The organism is Dyella agri (genome assembly GCF_044904705.1).
Classification (GTDB): Bacteria; Pseudomonadota; Gammaproteobacteria; order Xanthomonadales; family Rhodanobacteraceae; genus Rhodanobacter_A; species Rhodanobacter_A agri.
Genome location: NZ_JADIKL010000008.1, coordinates 39,604 through 61,112, shown reverse-complemented (window position 1 = coordinate 61,112; position 21,509 = coordinate 39,604). Strand labels below are relative to the sequence as shown.

Genomic DNA, 21,509 nt, shown 5'->3' with positions numbered 1-21,509 from the left:
CTATCCTGTGAGCTTGCGATGCAGCCGAAATCCGGTGTCGATGCCGCATCGACAGGTTGGCCTGCAAGCTATGGAGTCGCAAACAGGATCTATCGACCAGAATTCGACCATGGGGCAAAATCCAAGGCACACCCCAGTGTCGGCTTGCACAGGACAAACCGTGAAAAAGAGAGTGGACATTAAGCGGCCAGCGGCCAGCGGCCAGCGGCCAGCGGCCAGCGGCCAGCGGCCAGCGGCCAGCGGCCAGCGGCCAGCGGCCAGCGGCCAGCGGCCAGCGGCCAGCGGCCAGCGGCCAGCGGCCAGCGGCCAGCGGCCAGCGGCCAGCGGCCAGCGGCAGTATACAAAATCTGCTAACAACGAGCGCAAGACCGAGAATTTAGTCCGCGATCGCTTGCGTTCGTTGGGGTTCTACAGCCCGGACAATGGCATCAGCGTCGAAGAGCAGAAGTCAGAAATTGTCAAAGTCAAATCGCTGCTGTCCAAGGCGAGCAAAAATGCTAAGGGCAATGCCGGTTACCCGGAATTTATCGTCTCGACTCAGCGAGACACCACATTCCTCATCGTCATCGAGTGCAAGCCAGATGTCCGGCAACACGCGAGTACGACAGGTGGCCGGCCCGTAGAGTTCTCAGTCGATGGCGTCTTGCACTACGCCAGGCATTTGTCCAAATACTTCACCATCGTCGCGGTCGCCGTCAGCGGTTCGACGGTCAGTTCACTTAAGGTCTCGAACTTTATTGTTCCCGCGGGATCAACTGACTCAAAAGTGCTAACAAATGAGTCGGGCGTACCAGTTGAAGAATTGGTTTCCTTCGACGACTACTACAGACTGGCGTCGTTTGATCGCGATGTCGCAGAGAAAAGGCATTCAGATCTACTTGCGTTTTCGCGCGAGCTACACGAATTTATATGGGCCAAGGCCAAGGTATCGGAAGAAGATAAACCTTTGCTTGTCAGTGGCACATTGATCGCGCTAATGAACGAGTCATTCTCGCGGACTTTCGGCGCAATGTCGGCCGAGGACTTGCAGGAGGCCTGGTTGGGAGCAATCAAGAAAGAGATTGACAAGGCGCAAATGCCGCAGGCCAAAAAGGATACGATGCTCCAACCGTATTCAACCATCGCTGTCCATCCAAACCTAGGTAAGCCAGATAGCAAGGTTGCTAAGGAGTATCCGGATGGAGTGTTCAAAGCGATCATTGCCCTCATTGGTGATAATGTTTGGCCGTTCGTAAACATCTACCACGATTTCGACGTTGTCGGCCAGTTCTACGGCGAGTTCTTGAAATACACTGCTGGCGACAAAAAGGCGCTCGGCATTGTATTGACCCCGCGTCATGTCGCAGAACTGTTTTCGCTCCTAACGAACGTCGGCCCCAAGTCCAAAGTTCTCGATATCTGCGCTGGCACAGGTGGTTTTCTTATCTCAGCGATGCAACATATGCTGCGCAAAGCTGTATCCGAGACTGAGCGGACGGACATTAAAAAGAATCGTTTAATCGGGGTTGAGAACAACCCCAAGATGTTCGCACTCGCTGCCTCTAATATGATTTTGCGTGGCGATGGCAAGGCCAATCTACATCAAGCAAGTTGCTTCGATGAATCCGTTATGAAGGCGGTCAAGAAGCATCAGCCTAACATCGGCATGCTTAATCCACCTTACTCACAATCAAAAAGCGACGCCGGATTGCATGAGCTCTACTTCGTAAAGCAAATGCTTGACTGTCTAGTGACTGACGGCATTGGTGTGGCCATTGTGCCGATGTCCTGCGCGATCTCACCACATCCGGTGCGTGAAGAGTTGATGAAGCACCACACATTAGATGCGGTCATGTCCATGCCGCAAGAATTGTTTTATCCAGTCGGCACGGTGGCCTGCATTATGGTCTGGATTGCAGGAAGACCTCACGCCGAGTCGAACAAAAAAACTTGGTTTGGATATTGGCGTGATGACGGCTTCGTCAAAACCAAGCATAAGGGTCGCATTGACCAGTATGGCCGCTGGGTTGGGATCCGTGACCGATGGGTAGGTATGTACCGGAACCGCGAGACACATGACGGCGAGAGTGTCGCGCAAAAAGTATCGGCTACCGATGAGTGGTGTGCGGAAGCGTACATAAAGACCGACTATTCGGTGCTCACTCAAGCAGAATTCGAGAAAACGGTCAAAAAATACTTAATGTTTCAACTTGTCAATGAAGCTAAGGAAAAGGGCACGGGAGCTGCTAACGAAGATGGAGATAGCTGCAATGACTAAACTTGTTCCTGTAAAGAGCATTTTTTCTGTTTGCTATGGCTCCAACCTTGAACTCAACGCCCTCAAACGAGATCCAGACGGAATAAATTTCGTTTCACGAACAGCTCGCAATAATGGTGTGTCGGCCAAAGTGGAGCTTGATTTAAACTTGAAGCCCATTCCGGCTGGATGTCTAACCGTCGCTGGTGGCGGCAGTGTTTTGGAGACTTTTGTCCAGCCCGAGCCGTTTTACAGTGGACGTGATCTTTATTATCTTGTCCCCTTGGAGCGCATGACCTTGCAAGAGAAATTGTATTATTGCACGGTAATTCGTGCTAATCGCTATCGCTTCAACTATGGGCGACAGGCAAACCGGACATTGAAGGATATAAAAATCCCCGCTCGTTCTGAAGTGCCTTCTTGGGTTCAGGAAGTGTTTATTCATGAAGTTGATGGTTGGCGAAAAAAACTCTCTTCCCTAAAAAAACTTACTAAGGTCTAGTGACAAATTCGCGCCATGTACGATTATTCGATGGCTCGGCCACTTCTTTAGTGGGACGAAAGATGACGCTACAGTGAGAACGCTCTTTGGGTAGCAACCTGAATGGCGTCCTCATCATCGATGGCGGTCACTTTGCGGCGTTGTCCACCTTCAGGTAGGCATAGTGCCATCCATTTACTGCTAGACCATTGCGCTGCTGTTCGTTGACCAAGTCAACCCGATGCTCGCCATGAAGGTGTCAAATACACCATGTGAGCTACCTCATCAGCACTTTTGTCTGCAGGATTCGCACAGTGTTGAGCACCATCCCTTCATGGTGAGCGTTCCAGGTGCTCCGCATGCCTCACAAATCGTCGCCGACTCTTGCTCAGCGGCGTCGATGAGCCGGAAGACTTCCTCGTCACCACCATCGACATAGAACCGCAGTGTGCCGAATTTCTCTTTCACCTGTGTCGCAACGACGTCCAACCCAGAAGATCCGATGTGGGTGGAGATGGCCTGGCTAAGGCGATAGATCAAGTTCATCCAGCCGTCACCGCACTCGAACCCCCAGAGTGCAAGCAAGGTAGGTTGATCCTGGCGAAGAGGATCGAGCCTTTGTAATCGGTATAGTTGCGGGAAGTCCGACTGCAGACGGCGAGAATTTTCAGGATTCATACGGGCACCTAGGATTGGTGCCCCCGGCAGGACTCGAACCTGCATGGGTGGCTTATCTGGCCACTGCCTTTATCCGGATATAAGCCGGACGCCTAACCTCTCGGCCACGGGGGCGAAAACATACGAGCGCGCTTCAGCTGCTCGTCGGTATTCGTTCGTGGTGGGAAGTTGAGCGAGGCATGCCACGAGCCTATCAGATCACGCAGCGACATGGGTGTACGTCTATGGGATGAGCGCAGACAGGGGTTGGGCATCACGAACTGCGCTGCGAGCGTGTGCGTTGCATCCACCGGTCGAAGTCTTCGCGGGTGAAGTCGGTGAGCACTTCCCGATAGCCGCAAGCGCTTGTGCATTCGACTTCCAGGCCCGTTGGGCTATCTCGTGATCGCAGATGTGTCCCCCTGCACCGAGGGCAATGATCCACCGGCGCGATGGTTCGCCAGTCGGAGTAGGTACCTAATTGTTGGGTCATAGTTAAGAGCCTCGATCTACTCACGGTTCACGTCTAATTCTGGCTTACGCCAAGCAGCGATAGACCACGCTGTCACGCGGCGCTTCCCAGAGTGGGTCGGCCGCGATCGCTTGCGCTCTACGCAAGGAATCCATGAATTCCTCCCAATCGTGCGCGTAGACACAGCCAGCCAGGGATATCCGCCGTGTGCGATCCCTTGTAACCGTTAGTGCTTCAGCTTGAATTGCACCACATTCTGCGCTGGCGGCTTCGGCGAGAACTCGGCGACGGGAACTTCCAGTGCTGAGGCTAGGATGTCACGTGGAAGGCGTGAGTGAGCAGCAAAATCGGGTAATGAGGTATCGCCACTTTCTGTCAACACATGGGCGGTCTTCAAGAACAGTCTGCTCGCTTCGCGGGGCTTGTCGTCGCCCGGCTCGACACGCTGCCAGCCACGTTGGCGCAGTTGGATGTTCAGGTATCGACTCTGCGACTCATCAACGACGCCCAGATCGCGCAGCCGACGAATCATGGCGGCCACAGAAACTCCCCACTTCTTTTTGAGTGTGGCCAGCGCATCGAGCGAGACGCTGTAGATCTCACCTAGGAACGACTTTGACGGCAGCAGGAACGCCCCGGCGAATCGCCAAGCTTGGGCTTCGACTCGCTTGAAGGTCTCGATATCCAGCTCACCATGATGGTCGAGTTCGCGGTGCAACACTAGATGGCCCAGTTCGTGCGCGACGTTAGCCCGATCACGGGCATACGAGGCCTCCTCAGAGACGACAATTACCGCTCGATCACCGTACCATGCCGACAAACCGTCCATGCCCTCAGACAGGGGCGCGCGCATGAGTAGAACTGCTTGGTTCTCGACCAGCAGGGACACATCAGAGATTGGCCCATCGCCCAAACCAAGCGATCGCCGGGTCTGCGTGGCAATATCCTCGATATCGTCGTTGGTCAAGGCGAGCACATCGATCGATTCCCCCAACGAATACAGGCGTGTGGGTTCGTAATCGACATATTCTTCGAAGGCGTCAAGTACCGCCACGCACATGTCCAGGATTGCAGACGCCCGGTTCTGCTCGCGCAAGACCTCACGGGTACGACGTTGGGATCGGTAGTGAACCAAGGTACGCGGCTGCTGCTCGGTGCCACCCTTCGGGCGCAGGAAGAATTCCATGGGCACGCGCAGGTGTTGGCTGAGCTTTTCCAGCGTGTCTGGCGACGGTGCACGTTCACCGTTTTCGAACAGGCTCAACGATTGCCGAGTCAGATCCACTGCGGCACCCAGCTCAGCCAGAGTCAGGCCGCGCAAAAATCTCGCCTGCTGCAGTCGGACAGCTTCAAATTTAGCTCGCATGGCGGTCGCGCTGATCTTCTTGTCCCTTCCGCTTGATCGTGTCGCGCAGACGGTCCGTGACCTCCTCCACCTTGGCATTGTCCGGGGTGGCTAACTCCAAGATGAGCGGCTCCAGTGCAATCGAGCGCTGATCCCGGTTGGGAATGTACAGCGCCGCGAATACCGGCGCCGCGAGCCCGCCGTGCTTCAGTTGCACGTAAGCGTGTCCGGTCACCTCATCGGCATCGACGCGTTGGCCATCGGAGGAAAATAGATCGCCATTCCGATCCGCTAGCGCCGCCCGGGTGAGACTCTTGCGCACTGCACGGGAACCTTTAGCGCCAGCGTAATGGGTGGTCACAACAACGTTTCCGGCCTGCAACTTGGCGAACGCGTGGTTCCGCGCCTTGTTGAACCCTGTATCGACGAAGAAAAACTCACCTTCCGCGGCCTTATTTGCCAGAGCGTACTGGACGGCGAGATTGCGTAAGTAGCCAACCGTCATCATGCCGGGCATGAACTGGGCGAGCATCGGTGTGGCCTTGACCACCTCCTGAAGTGCCCGGTAGCCCAGTGGTACCGCCTCGCCCAGCACAGCGAAGTGAGCGTCGGTCATGCCACACGCCTTGAGCACGGATTCAACGTTCATTAGTTGACAAAGCCTCGCTGATTGGCTGGACTGGCTGACACCAGTTCTGTCAGCGATCTTCAAAGAATCCATCACTTTTGTCAACTGCTGCTTGCGGCGACCTAGCTCCGCAATGGATGGCAGGACATCGTAAGGCTGATGCACGCCAACTTCTGCATACTAAATTGGCTGATCTGAAAGAAGAATTATCCAGAGATAACGAACCTTGCTGTTTTGGGGCACCTGCTACCAAATGGCGGCAAGGCATTGAATTGAATCGACCGCATCCCGCCTCACATCGAACGGATATTGTCGGCGATGCTTAACCTTGTCGCTGACTAAAACGCGTTGAAATCGCTCGGCCTCATGCTGGTGCATGGCGAGCGGTAGCGCGCTAGACGACAAGGTTAAATTGCCACTTGATCGAGTGCGACGAGGTTAGAGATCATCGATCTGGGAATGCCGAGCGTGGCTGGTGATAGAGATCTGTAGAGGCAACCGCGTGACAGGCAAGCACAGCCAGGAAGGATTGCTGCTGCGCAGGATCGAGGAGACATGCATACGCCTGATAACCAACATCGAGCATAACGTGGACGATGTCGCAGGTATCCAGCACTTCCGTTAGGCGCTGCTCGCCCAAAATTGACCGGATTCCGAGGCTGCCAGGCAAGGCCTTGGAGGGAGTCCGGCCTTCGGTGTCTGGGCGGGACGCGACCGTGGTGGTTACCGCTACCCACCGTGCCAGTTCCTGAAGAACGGATAGGTGAACCTAAAGCTGCCAGGCTGATCGACGCACTAGCGCGTCAGCCCCATCCCCATCCAACCAATGACAAAAGTGGCTGAGAGCGCGCCTTCTGGCTCTACCAACCCCGTGGGCGCCTCAGTGTGCAAGCGCTGGCGCTTCGCGCGGCCAAGCCCCAAGAGTTGAGGAAAGACCCGGAGCGTTTTGCTTTCCTGTCGAATGACGGACGTATCCCAGCTGCGGTTTTCCCGGACGATTTTCAGCTGGTGATCGACCTGGCCAACGAAGATGCGGACCAGCTGTCACCTGGAGTCGCCATGTCATAGCAATGGCCTTACCGGATCGCGAACTCGTCGTCATCTCATCGACAGCTCAGGCCCCTCTGGCCAGGCAAGTCGGGGGGAACAACGAAGGGGGCCGAATTGGCCTTCCTCTCTCCTTGAACGGACTTGTGGACATCCGCGCACTCACCATAGAACCAGCCACATCGGTTTGGCTGCCGGTGCTAGCAGAACCGAACAAAAAAGCATTCGTCGTTGGCGTCGGCACGGCGGCCTGCCGATGCGATCTCGGGGCAACGCCCCCGAGTGAGGGCCAGTAATCATCGCGGGGATCGGGCGGCGGCATTATGTCACCACAGCCTACCAAGTTACCCCCGCACTCCCGCAACGGCGACATTGTCAGGTCGGGCGGATCAACGTAGCTCAGCGGGCTGCCCCCCCAAATAGGCATAGGTACTGATGCCTCCATCAAGCCCGAGCGGATCATTCTGCACATACCGTCCGGTGCTCGGATCATAGTCCGTCCCTGTGCATCGGCACCTGAGTCAGATAGTCTGGCGCCGGCGCGGCACTAGTGGTTGTGGACGCATCACTGTAGGTCGGCATGATGGGGCGATGGATGCACTGCTGATGGCGATTTGGCGGCGATATCCCGCACCAGGCGTGGTGATTCACTCGGATCAAGGCGTGCAATACGACAGCGACGACTGCCGTCGCTTTTGTCGCGAACAAGGCCCCGCATCAAAGTACTGCCCCGGAAACCGTACTCTTGACGCAATCCGCCGCCGACGTCGGTGCGCAACCTTGATGCGATGCGGTTTGGCGAGCACAGCGAGCATGAGGTCGACGCGCATCCATGGTGATTTTCCTTGAGGCAGTTTTGTACGCGCTTGCCTGCACGCGGGCAAGCGTGGGCCACGGCGGGGAGCGCGGGCATCACTCGGAGAGGATCGAGACTTCGCTATGGTCGTTTTGAGTTTTAACTCTTCCTTGCTAGCAGCTCTAGATCGTCCTCCGGCTCAACATAATGAATAAGGCCCCACATTGGAAAATTAATCATTACCCCTTCCTTGAGGTAGGACCATTGAGATTCCGGAAACTCATCACTGTATTCTTGGTCGTCAATTGAACATACGACAACCCCATTTTTGTCCCGCCCTAACCTTACCTTGTCACCAAGCTTTACATCATTACCGTCACTGTATTTCATGACTGAGATCATCCTGCTGTTAGTTTGCGAATGGCTCCATGGGAATCGCATCCGACGGCAGTCCAGAGGGCGGCACAGCCCCAATAGGCTGCCAAAAACACTTACAGGGGCGCGGCGAATTTCTTGGCGCCTGATTTGCTTTGTAAATATTGTAATGAGGGCCATCAATTCCATGTTGCGGCCTGGTCGGAGTGTCCAGAGGCCTGTAGCTAATTGTCCCAATTCGCACAATCTTGCCAGACACCGTTTGACATGGCGGACACGGGTCTTGGCCATCGCAAGCCTTGCTGCCGGCCCACGCCCCGATCGCCCCACCCAATCCGGCACCTGCCGCCGTACCCGCAGAAGCACCTTCCGCTCCGCCAGCAACTCCGCATCCGACAGTACCTACCCCGGGGGCAACAAGCGTACAGGCTCCACCCGCACCTACCGCTCCTCCAACGCCTCCAAGCACTCCTCCGACAGCCGCACCACAAGCGGCTCCAGCAGTTGCCCATGCCGCTCGGCACATGGGCCCCGACGATACAAAGCCTAGTGGGTCGATCAAATCCAATGGATCACCGCCAACGTATGCGTATGTATTTATGCCTCCATCCAACCCTATCGGATCACTCTCGATGTAGCGACCTGTTGCCGAATCGTAGTCGCGGTTGACGTTGTTACTCAGCCCCGTCTCCGCATCTGCGTACTGCCCCGGGAACCGCAAGTTGTAAGTGTATCCGCCGCTAGTGGGGGTGGTTTCGCCCCAGGCATTGCCGGCGTAGGGCAAAGTCCACTCCGTGTTGCCACTGGCGTCGGCGATAGCACGTGGCGTACCAAGCTGATCCGCCGTGACATAGGCCAGGGTGCTGGTGGTGCCCGTTGTGTCGACGTTGGCGACCGGGATGCCATCCATCCACACGTAGTCGCGGTTCGTGGCGCCCTGCTCGCTCAGCAGTTGCTGGTCTTCGTCGTAGCCGTAGCGCTCATTGGCTGTACCGGCGACCTTGCCGATGCGCTCACCCAGCGCATCGTAGGTGTAGCTGCCCACCGTACTGCCGGCAAGCTGAGCCACCGTCATGCGGTTGCGGAGGTTGTACCCGAAGCCGAGGTTGCCGCTCGCTGCGGTGATCGCCGTGGTGTTCCCGTTGGCATCCACCGCTCGCGCATAACTGCCGGTAGCGACGAGCTGGTGGGTGTTGGTGTTGTAGCTGTACGCGCCGGTGGCCTGACCGTTGCCGGTCTTGCTCAACCGGTCACCGGTTGGATTGTAGATAACGCTTTGCAGCGTGCTGCCACCGGCCTCGGTGATGGCGGTCAGGCGGTACAGCGGGTCGTAGCTGTAGGTTTCCGTGGCCGGGTTCGCCCCGGCCGCATTGCCGATCGCCGTGATGTTGCCCATCGCGTCCCGCGCCACGTGCAGGTTGAAGGCAGGGCTGGTGAGGTCCGTCAGGCGATAGTTCGCGTCAACTACTAGGTAGCGTCTCCCCCTTAAAGAGCCTCTTCCCCCATTCCCACGAAGTGACGTCCGCCGTGTAGAACGAGGGTGGACAGTGCGTCGGTGATGCCGGATGGCGACAAGAGACATGAGCACGTTGTCGCATACACCTCGCCAGCCCGCAAGGGAGCATGTCACCGTTGCCGATGCCAACTAGCTATCTAAAGTAAGGTCTTGGAATTTCCCGCCAGCTAGGGCCACATCGCATCGCCACGCCGTAGGGAATGGGTGTGATGCATCAGGCGGGGGCGTCGAGCGTATTTCCGTGCCGGATGAGCTCAAAGTCATCGTGCAGCTCTTCGCACGCACCCGAGACGTAGGGCATCAAGGTGGCTCCCACGGGCACGCCATTTATGGCGATTCATTCATTCCGCTGTCCATCACGCAGCGGATTTCCATCGCGACACCTAGACGTTGTCGGCATCCTGCTCGCGCGGATGAAACTGCCGATGCGCCGCCCGCAGATCATTGATCGTGACCCGGGTATAGATCATGGTGCTATCGATTGACGCGTGCCCCAGCAGCTCCTGGATATGGCGAATCGACGCGCCGGCCCGCAGCATATGCGTGGCACACGCATGGCGGAACGAATGCGTGGAGACGGACTTCGTGAGCCCCGCGGCTAAACTGTGCCGCTGCACGATGTCTCCAATGGCGAGGGGTTGCAAGCGCCGCCCGCCCACGCCAAGGAACAGATGGGCATCGTGCTTGGCACCGGGCCAGTCAGGTCGTATCCCCGTGAGGTAGGTGTTCAGCAGTGCACAGACGCTCGCGCCGATCGGCACGGCGCGGTCTTTGCGACCCTTGCCTTCACGCACGATGAGAAAGCCGTGTTCGGTATCCACGTCGTCGACCCGCAGATGGGCGACCTCCGCCCGTCGAATGCCACTGCTGTACAACACTTCCATGATCACGCGGTCACGAAAACCCAGCGTCGTGTGCGCATCCGGCTGACTGAGCACACGCAGCACTTCGTCGTACTCCATGATCGCCTTGGGTAAATGGTGTGCCGTCTGCGGGATGGGCACACGCTTGGAAGGGTCGGCAATCAGCCAGTCCTGCGCCACCATCCAACGGCAAAACACGCGCACATACCCCAGCAATCCTGCCTGGAACCCAAGGCTCAACATAGTGCCCTTTGACGTCAACCTGCACGACACGTCTTCGCGGTAACGCATCAGCGCCTCATGATCGAGCTGTTCGATGTGCTCAAGCTGCGCTGTCGCTAGGAAAATCACGAATCGGCGCAGCCCGTATTTGGTACAACGAACGGTGTCGGGACTACGTCCCCCAGCAGTGAGTGCGTTTAAATGACAACGGACGGCATCAGTCAGCAACATGGTTTTGACTCCCCGGGTGATAACGCTCATGTGTTGCTTTGACATCCATGGGAGCAACGCGGGTGTAAAGGACCGTGGTCGCAAGGCGACGATGCCCCAGCAGCTCCTGGATCGAGCGCAGGTTGGCTCCGGCGCGTAGAAGGTGCGTGGCACAACTGTGGCGCAGGATGTGAGGCGTCACCGCCTTGCACACGTTGGCGGTAGCCCGACACTCGCGCAGCAGCACCCGCATCTGCGTCTTGCACAGCGGACGCCCTCCTCGCGCAACAAATAGAGAGCGTTCGAACGGCCGTGGTTTCACCAGATCCGGGCGCACCTGATCCAGATAGAGGGTGAGCCATTGGACGGCGTGCTGCCCCAATGGAACACAGCGTGGTGTGCCGCCTTTGGCGTGCTGAATATGCAAGGTCTGCGTTGCCAGGTCGACGTCGTTGACACGGACCTTTTCCAGTTCACCAATGCGCACGCCCGTGGCATAGAACACTTCCAAGAGCGCCCGGCCACGAATGCCCATAGGCGTGGTGGTGTCTGGTGCCGCGAGCAGTCGCTTCATTTCCCCCTCCGTGAGCACCGCGCGCGGCAGCACCTGGCGGCGACTGATTTCCTGCACGCCCTCGGTGGGGTCGAGAACCAGGCGCCCCTCGTTTGTCAGGTGCTGATACAGCCGCTTGACGACACGTACGCGCAACGCCTGCGTTTCACGGCCGATCGACTCTCCCCGCACATAGAGCTGATACGTACCGATGTGCGCCCGGGTCACCATGCGCAGGTCATGGAGCTGCTGGGACACCAACCATGCGGCAAACGGTTTGAGCTGCTGAGCGTATAGGCTCAGCGTGGCTGGGCTGTAATTGGCGAGGCGCAAATGCGCCAGCAAACTGGTGATGCCTTCGTGACTCGTCATGCCTCTCTCCCTACGGGTGCCTTCTTCATAACTGGCCCACACAGTGTCTCGATCGACGCTGCAAACCCTTGTCCACCAAGACCTGCAACCTTCGTGGGGCGTGTGCCACGAAGCACCCTCGGAGCTCCCTCGGAGTGAGGTTTCGTCGCCTCGGAGTTCATAGCGTGGGCTCGCACAGGTCGTCGGAGTCGGTCAGCGTCAGACCCACCGGCAGACCATCGTCGGACGACGCCCCCAGAATCTCGTAGACGTATTCCTTGCCCCAGGCGCCGCTGCGCGCGCGCAGGTATTCCAGTTCTTCAAGCTCACGGATATGCGTACGCACCTGCCAATCGCTCCAACCGATGCCGTCGCGGATCGTTTTGCGGGTGAACGCCAAATCACTGGGCGTCACGTCCTGCTCGGCAGCACGCTGTTTGACCAAGGCATGGATGTGACCCAGAAGATTGCGCGCCGGTGCCGACAACTCGTCGGCCGTTGATCCCATCACCGTTTCGGCCAGCGCATTGGCGGCGCGAATGTCTTCCCGCGTGACCTCGATGTAACGCAACACCTGGTCGCCCTGCGCCACTTCCTTCACCGGGCGTTGCTTCTGGTGTAGAAACGCGATGGCCTTGATCAGCATCAGGTACTTCTTGTGGTCCCGGCGTGCCCGTAGGGAATGGGCCGGAAACTTCAATTGCGGGGCATAGGGATTGATCACCACCACCGGTTCCAGCAGGCGCTGCGCCGCGTGATGCTGCTGGATGAGGGCGTCGTGTTCCTGCCGGCGCAGGTAGCCGGCCAACGTGTCCGCTTCGCGCTGCCGCTCGAAAATGCGCTCCGTCATTGCGGTCGATTCGTCGATGGTGACGGTCAGGAACCGCGAGGCGGTTTCTTCGTCCAGCGCGGCAGACGTGGTGGTCAGCAGCACCGCCACCGGACCCTGCACCAGATAGTGTTCAGACCGCATCTTGCCGCTGACCGGGTCTTTGCTGGTGGTGGCGATCGCCAGTTGCTTGGAGGATTGCAGGGCGCGCAGGCTGTACGCGGCACCGCCCAGTCCTTCGGCTTCTTCCAAGGCCACTACGCGATGCATCAGGGCCGTGGGGTCCTGATAGAACAGCGCCTGATCGGTCATCCGCGTATAGACCACCTTGTCCTCGTCCGGCACCAGCGACAGCACGAGGTTTTGCAGGGTGGATTTACCGGCGGCGGAGCGCGACTGGATCAGCAAGCTGAGTGGGTCATCCAATTTGCGCGAGATGGCGGCGAGGTAGCACAGGCGCTTGTTGAGGCTCTCGCCGGCCATGCCCAGCGTGGTCAGGTCGCGTTCGATACGGTCCAGCAGTAGCGGATCGCGCAACAGCGCCAAACCGGACTCGCGCTCCCGATCGGTCAGGGTGGTCGGTGCCGAACTGGCCGCCCCGGTTTCCGGTGTCCACGCTTCCACCCGCTCCAACAGACGGTCGAGGTCGGCTTTGATCAAGGCCACGTCTTCCGCAAACAGGACTGCACACGACACCGCATAGGTGTCGCGCGAACGGGCGCTGTACAGATCCAGCGTGTGCAGCTCGAACCCTTGGGCCTTCGGGCCGCTGGCCTTGATCGTGGCTTTGAGCTGGGTGCCCTGACGAAGAAAGGCTTTGACTTCGTAGCGTCGCGCGCCGACGCTGAGCATCAGACCCTGCGCCGTGTTCTGACAGTCGGGGGCACCTACCGCCGATGACGCGACGACCTTGGGCATTAGCACCTGGAACTCACTGACTTCGTGCTGGCTCAGGAAGCTATTGATGTCGTCGCCATCCGGCAGGTGCAGGGCCTCGATGTTCACCGAGACATCGGCCAGCTGAGCGCGGATCGCGCTCTCGGCCTTGCGTCCCTGCAAGTTCCCCGGCAACGCCAGCAGGACGTCGGTCAGACCGTCACGACGCAGTAGTGCCAGATGGTCTTCGTTCACGCCGTCGCCGATACACGGGACCACGTCGGGGATACCGCGATCGATCAGGGTAATCGCGTCGATCGGTGAACCGGTGATCAGGATTTTCGAGGACCGACGCGTGGCCGGCGCATTCCAGACGCCACGCGAGACATCGGGCAACACCACATGCTTCGGCGCTCCGTCCTGAATCCGCCGCCCGTACAGATTGATGAGCGTACCGTCGGCCGCAAACAGCGGAAACACCACACATCCGGCGAACCGCTCTTTAAGACGATCGGTCAGCACGCCAAGGGACTGGAACGGCGCCAAGCTGTCCTCGTCCTGCGGCAGCGCTTCAAGCAACGAGCCGTCGGCATAGCCCACGCGGTAATCACGGAACAACGCGAGGTTGCGGATACCGCGCACCTTCGTCAGGTAGTGAAGCCCCTCGGGACGATCCAGAAACCGCTGGTGATAGAACGCGACGACGCGCTCCAGCAGCTTGGCCCGTCGCACCGGAGTCAAGGTGCCCACTTCCTGCGGTTTCACTACCTTCGCCATGGAATCGTCCTCGGGCCTGATCTCTGTCTGAGACTCAGTATTACTCTTACTACGAGTAATATCAATCCCGAATGCGAGGGTTCCGGCTATGCTCATGGCTGCACCGCATTCAGGGCTTCTAGCAGTGACGCCAGACGAGGAAGATTTCTATAAATCGCTGGGAAGACGTATCGCTGAGCTGAGAACTGCGCGCGATATGACGCAGCAGCAGCTCGCCGATGAGCTGGGCCTGTCCCAGAAAACGGTGGGGCACTACGAGGTGGGCCGCATTCGGCTGCAGATTTCCATGCTGCCGGCGATGGCCAATAGCTTAGGCGTGACAATTCAGACTTTCCTCGGTCCCTTGGCGAAATCGGCAGGCCGACGGAAATAGGAGCTGCGACTGTGCTGCCCATCGACTGAACCCTCCCTCACGGGTCAAGCTCTTCGAGGCTTCATTTCTGCGCCCGTCCGGGGCGACTTCTACCCCTTGAAGTACGTCGCGCCTCGCCATCGATCGATCTTCTTGCAGTAGCGCGGTCGCTTTCTCGCCGGTGCGCTCTTCGATATTCCGAATCAGCTCCTTCCGGTCGTCGGTGTAGATGCGAATATCCGAGCGCGCGCGACTGATCGCGACATAGAAGCTGCGTTCGTTGAGCAGATTGGTGCGGAAGCTTTCGGCATTGACCATGACGCGGTCAGCAGTGCGACCTTGAGCGGCGTGTACCGTACTGACGTAAGCGTGGCGGAAGTGCCGATTGGCTTCCTGGCCAAGGTCTACCGTACGAACTCCTCGATGGTCGCGGATGATGGCGCGGCCATCGTCGGCGACGGCAATCACTTGCGCGGAGTGACCATTGACGCGCCCCTGCGTGGCGTCATTACGCGTCCAGGCAATGCGGTCGCCCGCCATGAGTTCGCGGCGAGTGACGGCATAAGCTTCAACGGTGGAATTTCCCCACTTCGCGGGGTTCCATTCCACCGTCCGCCCCGAACCATCCGTTAATGTGATGGCGCCCGCCTGCACATCCACGGCTGCAACACGGTAATACACACCTCGCTGCACACCGGCGGCGAAGTCACGCCGAAAGCGGACGCGATCGCCGACTTCGTAGTTGAAAGCCTGCTTGGCGTCTTCGCGGGTCAGACGCTTGTCTTCCAGCGTCTCGATACGGACTGCTGGGCCAGACAACGTGCTATCGCGTTTGAGCAACTCACGCACAGCAACCGTCAGTTGTTCGCGACCCTCGCGGCTGGGGTCGAGCAACAATGTTTTGCTGCGTTCCTCCGGCGACAGCGCGACGTAGTCGCGAGCCATGGCAACGTGCCGGTCTCCGATGTCGGGCCGCTCCAGCACCACACCGCCCCCGCGTTCGATGGCCGCCAATGCCGCTTTGGCGTCGCCCCTTATAGCGGCATAAACCGATTCCATGGCGTGACTGTTGGTCTGCCGCACGATCTCGTCCAGCACCGCGGTACGCATACCATCCTCCTGTAACTGGCGAAACGCGGCCCCTGCATCCACGCTGCCGAGCTGCTGCACGTCACCGATCAGCAGCACACGTGCGCCGGATTGCGAGGCTTCTTCGAGAAGCTTCGCGGTCTGGTTCGCGGACAATAGCGATGCTTCGTCCACGATCCAAAGTTGGCGAGTGCCTGGTGGGTTCGAGTCCGGCCCGGACAGATGGCGGCTGACCGTGACCGCATGGCGACCAATGGCACTGCCCAGCGTCTCGGCCGCTGACGCAGTCGGCGCCATGGCAATAATGTCGTAGCCCTGTTGGCTGGCGGCATATGCAACGGTACGAACCACGGTCGTGGTTTTGGCCGTCCCCGCATAACCCTGCAAGGCGTGGACCTGGTGGTCGCTGGTCAGAATCGCCGCCGTGGCGAGCCGCTGCCCTTGGGTCCAAGTTCTGCCGCTACGCAGCTCATCCAGCGCGACGGTTCGATGCGCCACGTCCGATGAAAAAAACGGCGTCGCTTGGCCGCGACCGCGCAGCTCGGCCGCCAGCATGCGTGTTTCGGTGTCCATGCCCTGGCGCGTCGTATAGCCGGCCTGCATGCGTCCATCGTGATTGAAGTTTCGTGGGATGAGGTCCTGCCGTGACTCTGCCAAGACCACGGCGCGTTCCACGTCGGCAAGACCGGCCTTGCCGACGGCGGTTTCCAAGGCAACCTGGCGCAGTGTGCGCTGGGAGAAAACCGCCTCGCGTTCGGCCAGCTTGGCGATCGCGGATTCCACCGCCAGCGCCGCCGACGCATCGTTGCGACCGCGTCTCATCTGTGCCGTGTCTAGGCCACGCGTGGTGGCCGCAAGTGCGCGGGCGTCAAAACCCAGCTGCGCGGCACGTTCATGCCAATTGCCTCGCAGTTGCTCAGAACCGAGTTCGGATTTGCGCTCACGCGTTTCGAGTGTGACCGTATCCTTCTGTGCACTGGTCGCGGTCTCTCGCGTCAGTCCTTTCGCGGCAAGCGCGTCTTCAATGGCTGCCGAGCGCGAGCTGAATGCCTGAATGACTCGTTGAGGCACGCCGGATAGTTCAAAGGTTCCGTCCTTGCCCTGGCTGATGCCATAGCCGAGTTCGGCGCAACGCAGCGCCAATTCGTTGCGGTAAATCTGACCGACTTCCCGCTGTGCCTGGAAAAATTGGTAACCGTCGAGCGAACGCCACTGCCCATCGGCGGACTGCGTGGCGTTAATGACGACGTTATGCGTGTGCAACTGGGGGTCAGCCGCCCGACTGGTTTCTTCGCGCAGTGACGCAATGATGAGATTGCCGGTGGCTTCATTGCGCACGTCACCGTTTTCACGGATGCGCGTTTCCGCAACGCTGGATTCCACGTAGCGAAGCGCGGCACCGACGGCAGCGTCATGGGCAGCGAACAGCCGCGAATCTCCGCCAACCAGCGCCATGACGGAAACGGATTTGGGTGCGGAAAACGTCAGATCCCAGCTGGGTCGGTGTTCCAACTGGCCGTCACGGTAGGTGCCGAGCTGGGTTCCATCGGGAAGTTTGCCGACTAGCAGCCGCTCGAACTCAGTGCGCCCGACGGCGCCGTCCAGACCCAGACGCTGTGCACCATCGCCGATCCAAACAGCAGCGTCCTTCCCACTCGCGGCGCTTTCGCCACCGAGATAGTAGTCGGCAACTTTGTAGTAACTCAGTACGGCAGCCGCTGAGGTGTGCGCGCGCAGGGAGAGCATTAGAGCAACCCTCTGTCGGCTTCAATATGAACTTCCTCCGCAGCGGTAAGCTGCGTCAGTCCGGGTCGGTACACGGTTTGGTCATTGGGACGAGCCTGCAACGGTGCAGTCACTTCCGGACGGTCGTGAGGCTTAAGCTGGACAAGCGTTACCGGCAGATCGCCGGACAGCTTCACGTAGCAATACAGATTTGGCAGAGTCAACACTTCGCTGGCGAGTACTGCGCGTCGAATCACGCGGTTGCTGCCCAGGTTGGCAGTGGCACCCGATTTGCCGTGTGTGTCTGATTCGCGTGATTCGTCGTACTCGGCTTCCCCAAATAGCTTGGACGCTCGCTCGGCACTCTCCGGGTCATTAATCCGAAAAACGACATGGGTGGAGCATAGCGATGTGATGGTGTCGGCGGACTCCGTACCGTAGGTCTTGCGGATTTGCGCGTGCGTCTGTGCAGCGAGCATCACCATGGCGCCATATGCGCGCCCTTCGGCCATGAGACGTTGCACATAGCTCATTGGCGGGAGCGTGGGAAACTCGTCCACGATGAAACCAACACGCCGGTCTCGGTTCGGTCCTAACGCCATGAGGGCGGCAGCAGCGGACTCGATCAACACAGCGATTAGCGGTGTGATGGCAGCAGCCTGCTGCGGCGGGCAGCCTAGAAACACTCGGCAGCCGCTGCCCTCGGCGACGGCATTTCGAACAAAGCGTCTCATCGAAAACCCATCGCCAGCCCTGGCAGACGAATCGAGGAACTGCAGCGCCCGCAGACCCATGGCGAGGGTGCTACGCACAGATTCGCGCATGCGTTCCGCTGCATCATCGGCAAATAGCCTGCCCGATGGAGTTCCAGCAAGCAGTCTCCGTAGCTCCTCGTTTGTCGCTTGCGTGCACAGTCTGAACAGCTCTGCATTTGTCCGGGTGTCAACCGGTGCACATGTCAGAATGTCTGCGAATAGCTGCCGTGACGCCTCCGACCAGAATGGGTCCTGAGCGCTTGCACGCACCGGGAGCCATGCTTCAGCGACAAGCCATGCATCAGCGGGAGTCTCGATTTCGTTCCACGGTGTCCATGCCGGGCATCGCAAGTCAAGTGGGTTAAGAATGACGTCGCGGGTTGGATCGCAGTGAACGGCCAGCAGGTCGCCTTTGGTGTCGTACACCACTAAGGGTGCCGCACGTCCCATCTGATCCAGTAGGCTGTGCAACAGCACCGTCTTTCCCGTGCCCGTCGTACCTAGCAATGCCACGTGCTGAGTTTCGCTGCCGGCAACCAATGGCACGTCACCTATGCGCAGCAGCGTGGATGCCATGCGGCGACGACGCAGTTCGAGACGAAGATCCTTCGAGTGCACCAATTCACCACCGCGTAAAATGTGATCACCACGCAGCCGAGCACCCAGAATGCGAATGCCTAGCGCTAGCAGCGCGACGATGACGGTGGAAGCATAGGCACTGAGGTCCATACGGCGCCTTACCTTGACCCAGGTTCCTGACGCCACCTCCGCCAGTTCGGGCCACTCGCACAGTGCGTGCGCATCGATTTGGTACGGCCGGTCAGCGACATATGCGATTTTGAAATGGGGCGAAAAGAACAACGCCCTCGCTAGCACGCATGACTGCGCCCATTTACCGGTCGCGTAACGCTCACCCTGCGTCGTATCAGCCTTGGCGAAGGTCCACCAGATTGTCAGCCAGACGACCAGCCAGATGATGAGCAAAGCCATGCAGTTCTTGCCGGCGTTCCAGACGCGTGCCCTGATACTTTGAATGCCGACCGTCAGATCGGAGCGGTTGCGACGCTGCATAATCAACTCTCCAGTGCCTGGGTGCGTTGGCGGTGATAAGTTTCCTGGCCGGCCTCCAGCAACTCGCGATCGCGGGTCTGTCGGGCGTCGCCGGTGAGGCTCTCAAGGGCGGCATATCGGGCGTAGGTGTAGGCCACGAACGCTCCAAACAGAGCGCGATCAGCGAGCGCGGCTAGCACGTCGATTCGTGCGGCGAGCTGGCCGATGGACTCTGGCAACGCGATATCCGCGTCCTTGGTCGGTGCACCGGTCCAGTCGAGGCCCAGCAGAACCAGACGCTCAGTTGCTTGATAGACCGTCACTTGATGCGCCGCAGCGTAAGTACGCACTCGCTCGTGGATGACGTAAGTGACACGGGTTCGCAGGTCCCGTTTACGAGTCTTCTCGGTCACGATGCGCTCCCGCGGCAAATGCATGTACCGTCAAGATCGCGGCTGTAACCAACGATGCGGGGAACGATCTGGGAGCGGCGCAAAGCCGCGCCCGCTCTGCACACACCGTGCGAGGGGTGTGTAGCTATAAAAAGGGGGTGAACTACAGCGCGAAACGCTTCCGAACTCCGTCCACTGACACAACCTAAGACTTGCCCACGATCATCATTCGCCACGACACTGCTCCCGATCCGGTCATCCATGGCATCGCAGCCTAGGGAGGGCTTACCGGGGGCGCAGCCAGATTTCGAAGCAAATTTGCGGGGAGTTTTCGTACAGCGCTATGCAAAAGAAATACGCCACACTGTTGCCTTCCTGGCAGCTCAGAACCCGGGCAGCGCTAAACATCGTGAAAGCGGAGTTGCTAGGGCCTGAGCACGACCCCCAGTTCCACCAGGCAAGCCTTGTATCTGAGGTCTTGCTGGAGAAATTTCATGCAATCGGTCGTGGCACTTGGACGTCGTGGTGGGACTGCAAGCACCGCATGCAGCCACAGCATCTCCCCGTACTGGATCGCGTCGTAAATGAGCGCTTTGGGAAGCGCAATGGCGCGATGACCGCACTAATCGATGGCACTGCCTTCGATAGCGCAATTCATCAGCACTTCGCAGCGATCGATGCCGCTGGCTACTGCGCGGGAGCGACGGAAGAAGAATGGCTTGAAGAACGCGAACGCCACTCGATGAGAGTGCTCACGGAACTTCATCAACAATGGCGTCCGGGCCCGTCGGGTGAATTGCGAATATTCTCAGAGCCAGCCAAACATGGTCGCCTCAAGCATCGCGTGCTCGTCTCCAGTGAGGCGAGGCTCGCCTACGATGTATTTGCCCCAGCGAGCGTCGCGTCCTTTCTCTACCGAATGGCCTTCGATCAGCGATGCATGGCCGATTTCATGTTACCGACATGGGCGTTGGATCTGGTATCCTCAACCTTGGCGCTGTGGGGGCTTGTCTACTGCATGCGCCATGAGTTTTTTATGTCGCCAACCTTTCGCTATTACCGAAACCTGGTAGGCGGGCTGCTGAGTCTATTCTTCGACGACGAAGATAAATTCAGCCTTGAGCAAGTGGCGCACAACTTTGACGAAAATGAGCTGTTCGATGAGACGCCCGGTGCATTTGACTACCTGTTGGAAGCTCGTGCGTTGTACAAAGGACTGCTGGATGAGTTGGGGATCGATCGCATGGCGATCAATGAGATTCGCAATGTCTCCTCCGAACGGTGGCCGACCACGTTCGGAAAATCCTAGCTAGATCCGGTCGTGATTGATTGCTGCCTGTCAGGATTTGGAGAACTCTTGACGTCCTATGGCCGCATACCAAGCCAAATGACTGCTTCAGTGGATACTGACACGATGGGCGTTAGTACCACTGACCAAAATTGACCAGCTTTAAGATGCCTTTGGGATTGGTCGCGGTGTTGTCGCTCCTCCGAAACAATTGCGGAAATCGCAACAATGGCAGCGCTATCGCTTCCACCGAGGGCAATTAGTTGCTGCTCCAAGTGCTTAAGCACGACGCTCTCAACCGCAACAGTGGTGGCCGCAATGGCGCTGCGGCCGAGAAGGCCGGTAAATAAGCCGAGCAGATAACCACCGAAGCCACAAAGCCAATAGCTGCGGCAGCGTGATCGCCCTCGACGCTGCAACTCGGCATAGAAAATGCTCCTGTGCCTTTGCTCGTGCGACCGAAATTCAGCGAGCTCACTGAGCATATCGCGCGCAGTAAGCCGAGCCATGAGAATTTGCCCAGCATAGATATTAACCGCGCCATGCTCTCCGGCGTGGTTGACCTTGATGATGCGATCGGCAAGGCCTTTTTCGGCTATCGGCAATCCTTCTGAAAAGTTCACA

Annotated in this window: 16 protein-coding genes, 1 tRNA gene and 3 pseudogenes; 5 read left to right on the top strand and 15 right to left on the bottom strand. The window is 58.7% G+C overall.

Features of this window, described 5'->3' with window-relative positions:
• Positions 1 to 160: 160 nt before the first annotated feature.
• Complete coding sequence (locus ISP14_RS14005) at positions 161 to 2,257, top strand: HsdM family class I SAM-dependent methyltransferase (RefSeq protein WP_404540985.1); 2,097 nt, start codon at positions 161 to 163, stop codon at positions 2,255 to 2,257.
• Positions 2,250 to 2,738 carry a restriction endonuclease subunit S gene (locus ISP14_RS14000; RefSeq protein WP_404540983.1) on the top strand — a complete coding sequence of 163 codons (489 nt, stop codon included), beginning with the start codon at positions 2,250 to 2,252 and terminating at the stop codon, positions 2,736 to 2,738. Before ISP14_RS14005 ends, ISP14_RS14000 begins: the two co-directional genes overlap by 8 nt.
• Positions 2,739 to 3,002: 264 nt before the next feature.
• Here ISP14_RS14000 and ISP14_RS13995 read toward each other — a convergent pair whose 3' ends face one another.
• The 5 genes and pseudogenes from ISP14_RS13995 to ISP14_RS13975 all read right to left on the bottom strand — a co-directional run.
• Entirely contained in the window at positions 3,003 to 3,395 is a 393-nt protein-coding gene (locus ISP14_RS13995; RefSeq protein ID WP_404540982.1) for a hypothetical protein, read from the bottom strand.
• Positions 3,396 to 3,410: 15 nt separating this feature from the next.
• A tRNA-Ile gene (locus ISP14_RS13990) sits at positions 3,411 to 3,509 on the bottom strand.
• Between the two features lie 563 nt (positions 3,510 to 4,072).
• Positions 4,073 to 5,212 carry a helix-turn-helix domain-containing protein gene (locus ISP14_RS13985; protein ID WP_404540980.1) on the bottom strand — a complete coding sequence of 380 codons (1,140 nt, stop codon included), beginning with the start codon at positions 5,210 to 5,212 and terminating at the stop codon, positions 4,073 to 4,075.
• Complete coding sequence (locus ISP14_RS13980; protein ID WP_404540978.1) at positions 5,202 to 5,984, bottom strand: hypothetical protein; 783 nt, start codon at positions 5,982 to 5,984, stop codon at positions 5,202 to 5,204. The genes ISP14_RS13985 and ISP14_RS13980 overlap by 11 nt, the downstream gene beginning before the upstream one ends.
• Positions 5,985 to 7,255: 1,271 nt before the next feature.
• Positions 7,256 to 7,348 (bottom strand): annotated as a pseudogene (locus ISP14_RS13975) (hypothetical protein); the annotation flags it as partial.
• Between the two features lie 106 nt (positions 7,349 to 7,454).
• Between ISP14_RS13975 and ISP14_RS13970 the strand changes: the two are divergent.
• Positions 7,455 to 7,568: pseudogene (locus ISP14_RS13970) on the top strand (IS3 family transposase); the annotation flags it as partial.
• Between the two features lie 253 nt (positions 7,569 to 7,821).
• Here ISP14_RS13970 and ISP14_RS13965 read toward each other — a convergent pair.
• The 6 genes and pseudogenes from ISP14_RS13965 to ISP14_RS13940 form a co-directional block, all read right to left on the bottom strand.
• The gene (locus ISP14_RS13965; RefSeq protein ID WP_404540977.1) at positions 7,822 to 8,052 is read right to left on the bottom strand and encodes a hypothetical protein; all 231 of its coding nucleotides are present in this window, start codon (positions 8,050 to 8,052) and stop codon (positions 7,822 to 7,824) included.
• A gap of 19 nt (positions 8,053 to 8,071) precedes the next feature.
• A complete protein-coding gene (locus tag ISP14_RS13960) occupies positions 8,072 to 9,433 on the bottom strand; it encodes an RHS repeat-associated core domain-containing protein (protein ID WP_404540975.1) in 1,362 nt (453 codons plus the stop codon).
• A gap of 503 nt (positions 9,434 to 9,936) precedes the next feature.
• Entirely contained in the window at positions 9,937 to 10,869 is a 933-nt protein-coding gene (locus ISP14_RS13955) for a tyrosine-type recombinase/integrase (protein WP_404540974.1), read from the bottom strand.
• Positions 10,856 to 11,773 (bottom strand): tyrosine-type recombinase/integrase, encoded by a 918-nt coding sequence (locus ISP14_RS13950; RefSeq protein WP_404540972.1) that lies wholly within the window; start codon positions 11,771 to 11,773, stop codon positions 10,856 to 10,858. Before ISP14_RS13950 ends, ISP14_RS13955 begins: the two co-directional genes overlap by 14 nt.
• 157 nt (positions 11,774 to 11,930) lie before the next feature.
• Complete coding sequence (locus tag ISP14_RS13945) at positions 11,931 to 14,234, bottom strand: toprim domain-containing protein (RefSeq protein WP_404540970.1); 2,304 nt, start codon at positions 14,232 to 14,234, stop codon at positions 11,931 to 11,933.
• Positions 14,222 to 14,317: pseudogene (locus ISP14_RS13940) on the bottom strand (hypothetical protein); the annotation flags it as partial. The gene ISP14_RS13945 and the pseudogene ISP14_RS13940, both read right to left, overlap by 13 nt.
• 5 nt (positions 14,318 to 14,322) lie before the next feature.
• Between ISP14_RS13940 and ISP14_RS13935 the strand changes: the two are divergent.
• Positions 14,323 to 14,607 carry a helix-turn-helix domain-containing protein gene (locus ISP14_RS13935; RefSeq protein ID WP_404540968.1) on the top strand — a complete coding sequence of 95 codons (285 nt, stop codon included), beginning with the start codon at positions 14,323 to 14,325 and terminating at the stop codon, positions 14,605 to 14,607.
• Here the strand turns inward: ISP14_RS13935 and mobF are convergent.
• The 3 genes from mobF to ISP14_RS13920 are packed head-to-tail and all read right to left on the bottom strand — an operon-like array spanning position 14,545 to position 19,618.
• Positions 14,545 to 17,421, bottom strand: a complete 2,877-nt coding sequence (mobF, locus tag ISP14_RS13930; RefSeq protein ID WP_404540966.1) for a MobF family relaxase — start codon at positions 17,419 to 17,421, stop codon at positions 14,545 to 14,547. The two genes, ISP14_RS13935 and mobF, sit on opposite strands and share 63 nt — an antisense overlap.
• The gene (locus tag ISP14_RS13925; RefSeq protein ID WP_404540965.1) at positions 17,421 to 19,226 is read right to left on the bottom strand and encodes a type IV secretion system DNA-binding domain-containing protein; all 1,806 of its coding nucleotides are present in this window, start codon (positions 19,224 to 19,226) and stop codon (positions 17,421 to 17,423) included. The genes mobF and ISP14_RS13925 overlap by 1 nt, the downstream gene beginning before the upstream one ends.
• A 2-nt stretch (positions 19,227 to 19,228) precedes the next feature.
• Entirely contained in the window at positions 19,229 to 19,618 is a 390-nt protein-coding gene (locus ISP14_RS13920) for a hypothetical protein (RefSeq protein ID WP_404540964.1), read from the bottom strand.
• A gap of 322 nt (positions 19,619 to 19,940) precedes the next feature.
• Between ISP14_RS13920 and ISP14_RS13915 the strand changes: the two genes are divergently transcribed.
• A complete protein-coding gene (locus ISP14_RS13915; RefSeq protein WP_404540962.1) occupies positions 19,941 to 20,906 on the top strand; it encodes a hypothetical protein in 966 nt (321 codons plus the stop codon).
• Positions 20,907 to 20,962: 56 nt separating this feature from the next.
• Here the strand turns inward: ISP14_RS13915 and ISP14_RS13910 are convergent, their stop codons facing one another.
• A complete protein-coding gene (locus ISP14_RS13910) occupies positions 20,963 to 21,508 on the bottom strand; it encodes a demethoxyubiquinone hydroxylase family protein (RefSeq protein WP_404540961.1) in 546 nt (181 codons plus the stop codon).
• Position 21,509: the final 1 nt, after the last annotated feature.

Excerpts from the sequence above, each read along its gene's own strand:
- ISP14_RS13960 (WP_404540975.1), bottom strand. The coding sequence starts at position 9,433 with ATGGGCAACATCACGGCGATCGGCAATGCGGCCGGGGCGAACCCGGCC.
- mobF (WP_404540966.1), bottom strand. The coding sequence starts at position 17,421 with ATGCTCTCCCTGCGCGCGCACACCTCAGCGGCTGCCGTACTGAGTTAC.
- ISP14_RS13965 (WP_404540977.1), bottom strand. The coding sequence starts at position 8,052 with ATGAAATACAGTGACGGTAATGATGTAAAGCTTGGTGACAAGGTAAGG.
- ISP14_RS13950 (WP_404540972.1), bottom strand. The coding sequence starts at position 11,773 with ATGACGAGTCACGAAGGCATCACCAGTTTGCTGGCGCATTTGCGCCTC.
- ISP14_RS13945 (WP_404540970.1), bottom strand. The coding sequence starts at position 14,234 with ATGGCGAAGGTAGTGAAACCGCAGGAAGTGGGCACCTTGACTCCGGTG.
- ISP14_RS13925 (WP_404540965.1), bottom strand. The coding sequence starts at position 19,226 with ATGCAGCGTCGCAACCGCTCCGATCTGACGGTCGGCATTCAAAGTATC.
- ISP14_RS13995 (WP_404540982.1), bottom strand. The coding sequence starts at position 3,395 with ATGAATCCTGAAAATTCTCGCCGTCTGCAGTCGGACTTCCCGCAACTA.
- ISP14_RS14000 (WP_404540983.1), top strand. The coding sequence starts at position 2,250 with ATGACTAAACTTGTTCCTGTAAAGAGCATTTTTTCTGTTTGCTATGGC.
- ISP14_RS13985 (WP_404540980.1), bottom strand. The coding sequence starts at position 5,212 with ATGCGAGCTAAATTTGAAGCTGTCCGACTGCAGCAGGCGAGATTTTTG.
- ISP14_RS13955 (WP_404540974.1), bottom strand. The coding sequence starts at position 10,869 with ATGTTGCTGACTGATGCCGTCCGTTGTCATTTAAACGCACTCACTGCT.
- ISP14_RS13935 (WP_404540968.1), top strand. The coding sequence starts at position 14,323 with ATGCTCATGGCTGCACCGCATTCAGGGCTTCTAGCAGTGACGCCAGAC.
- ISP14_RS13915 (WP_404540962.1), top strand. The coding sequence starts at position 19,941 with ATGCAAAAGAAATACGCCACACTGTTGCCTTCCTGGCAGCTCAGAACC.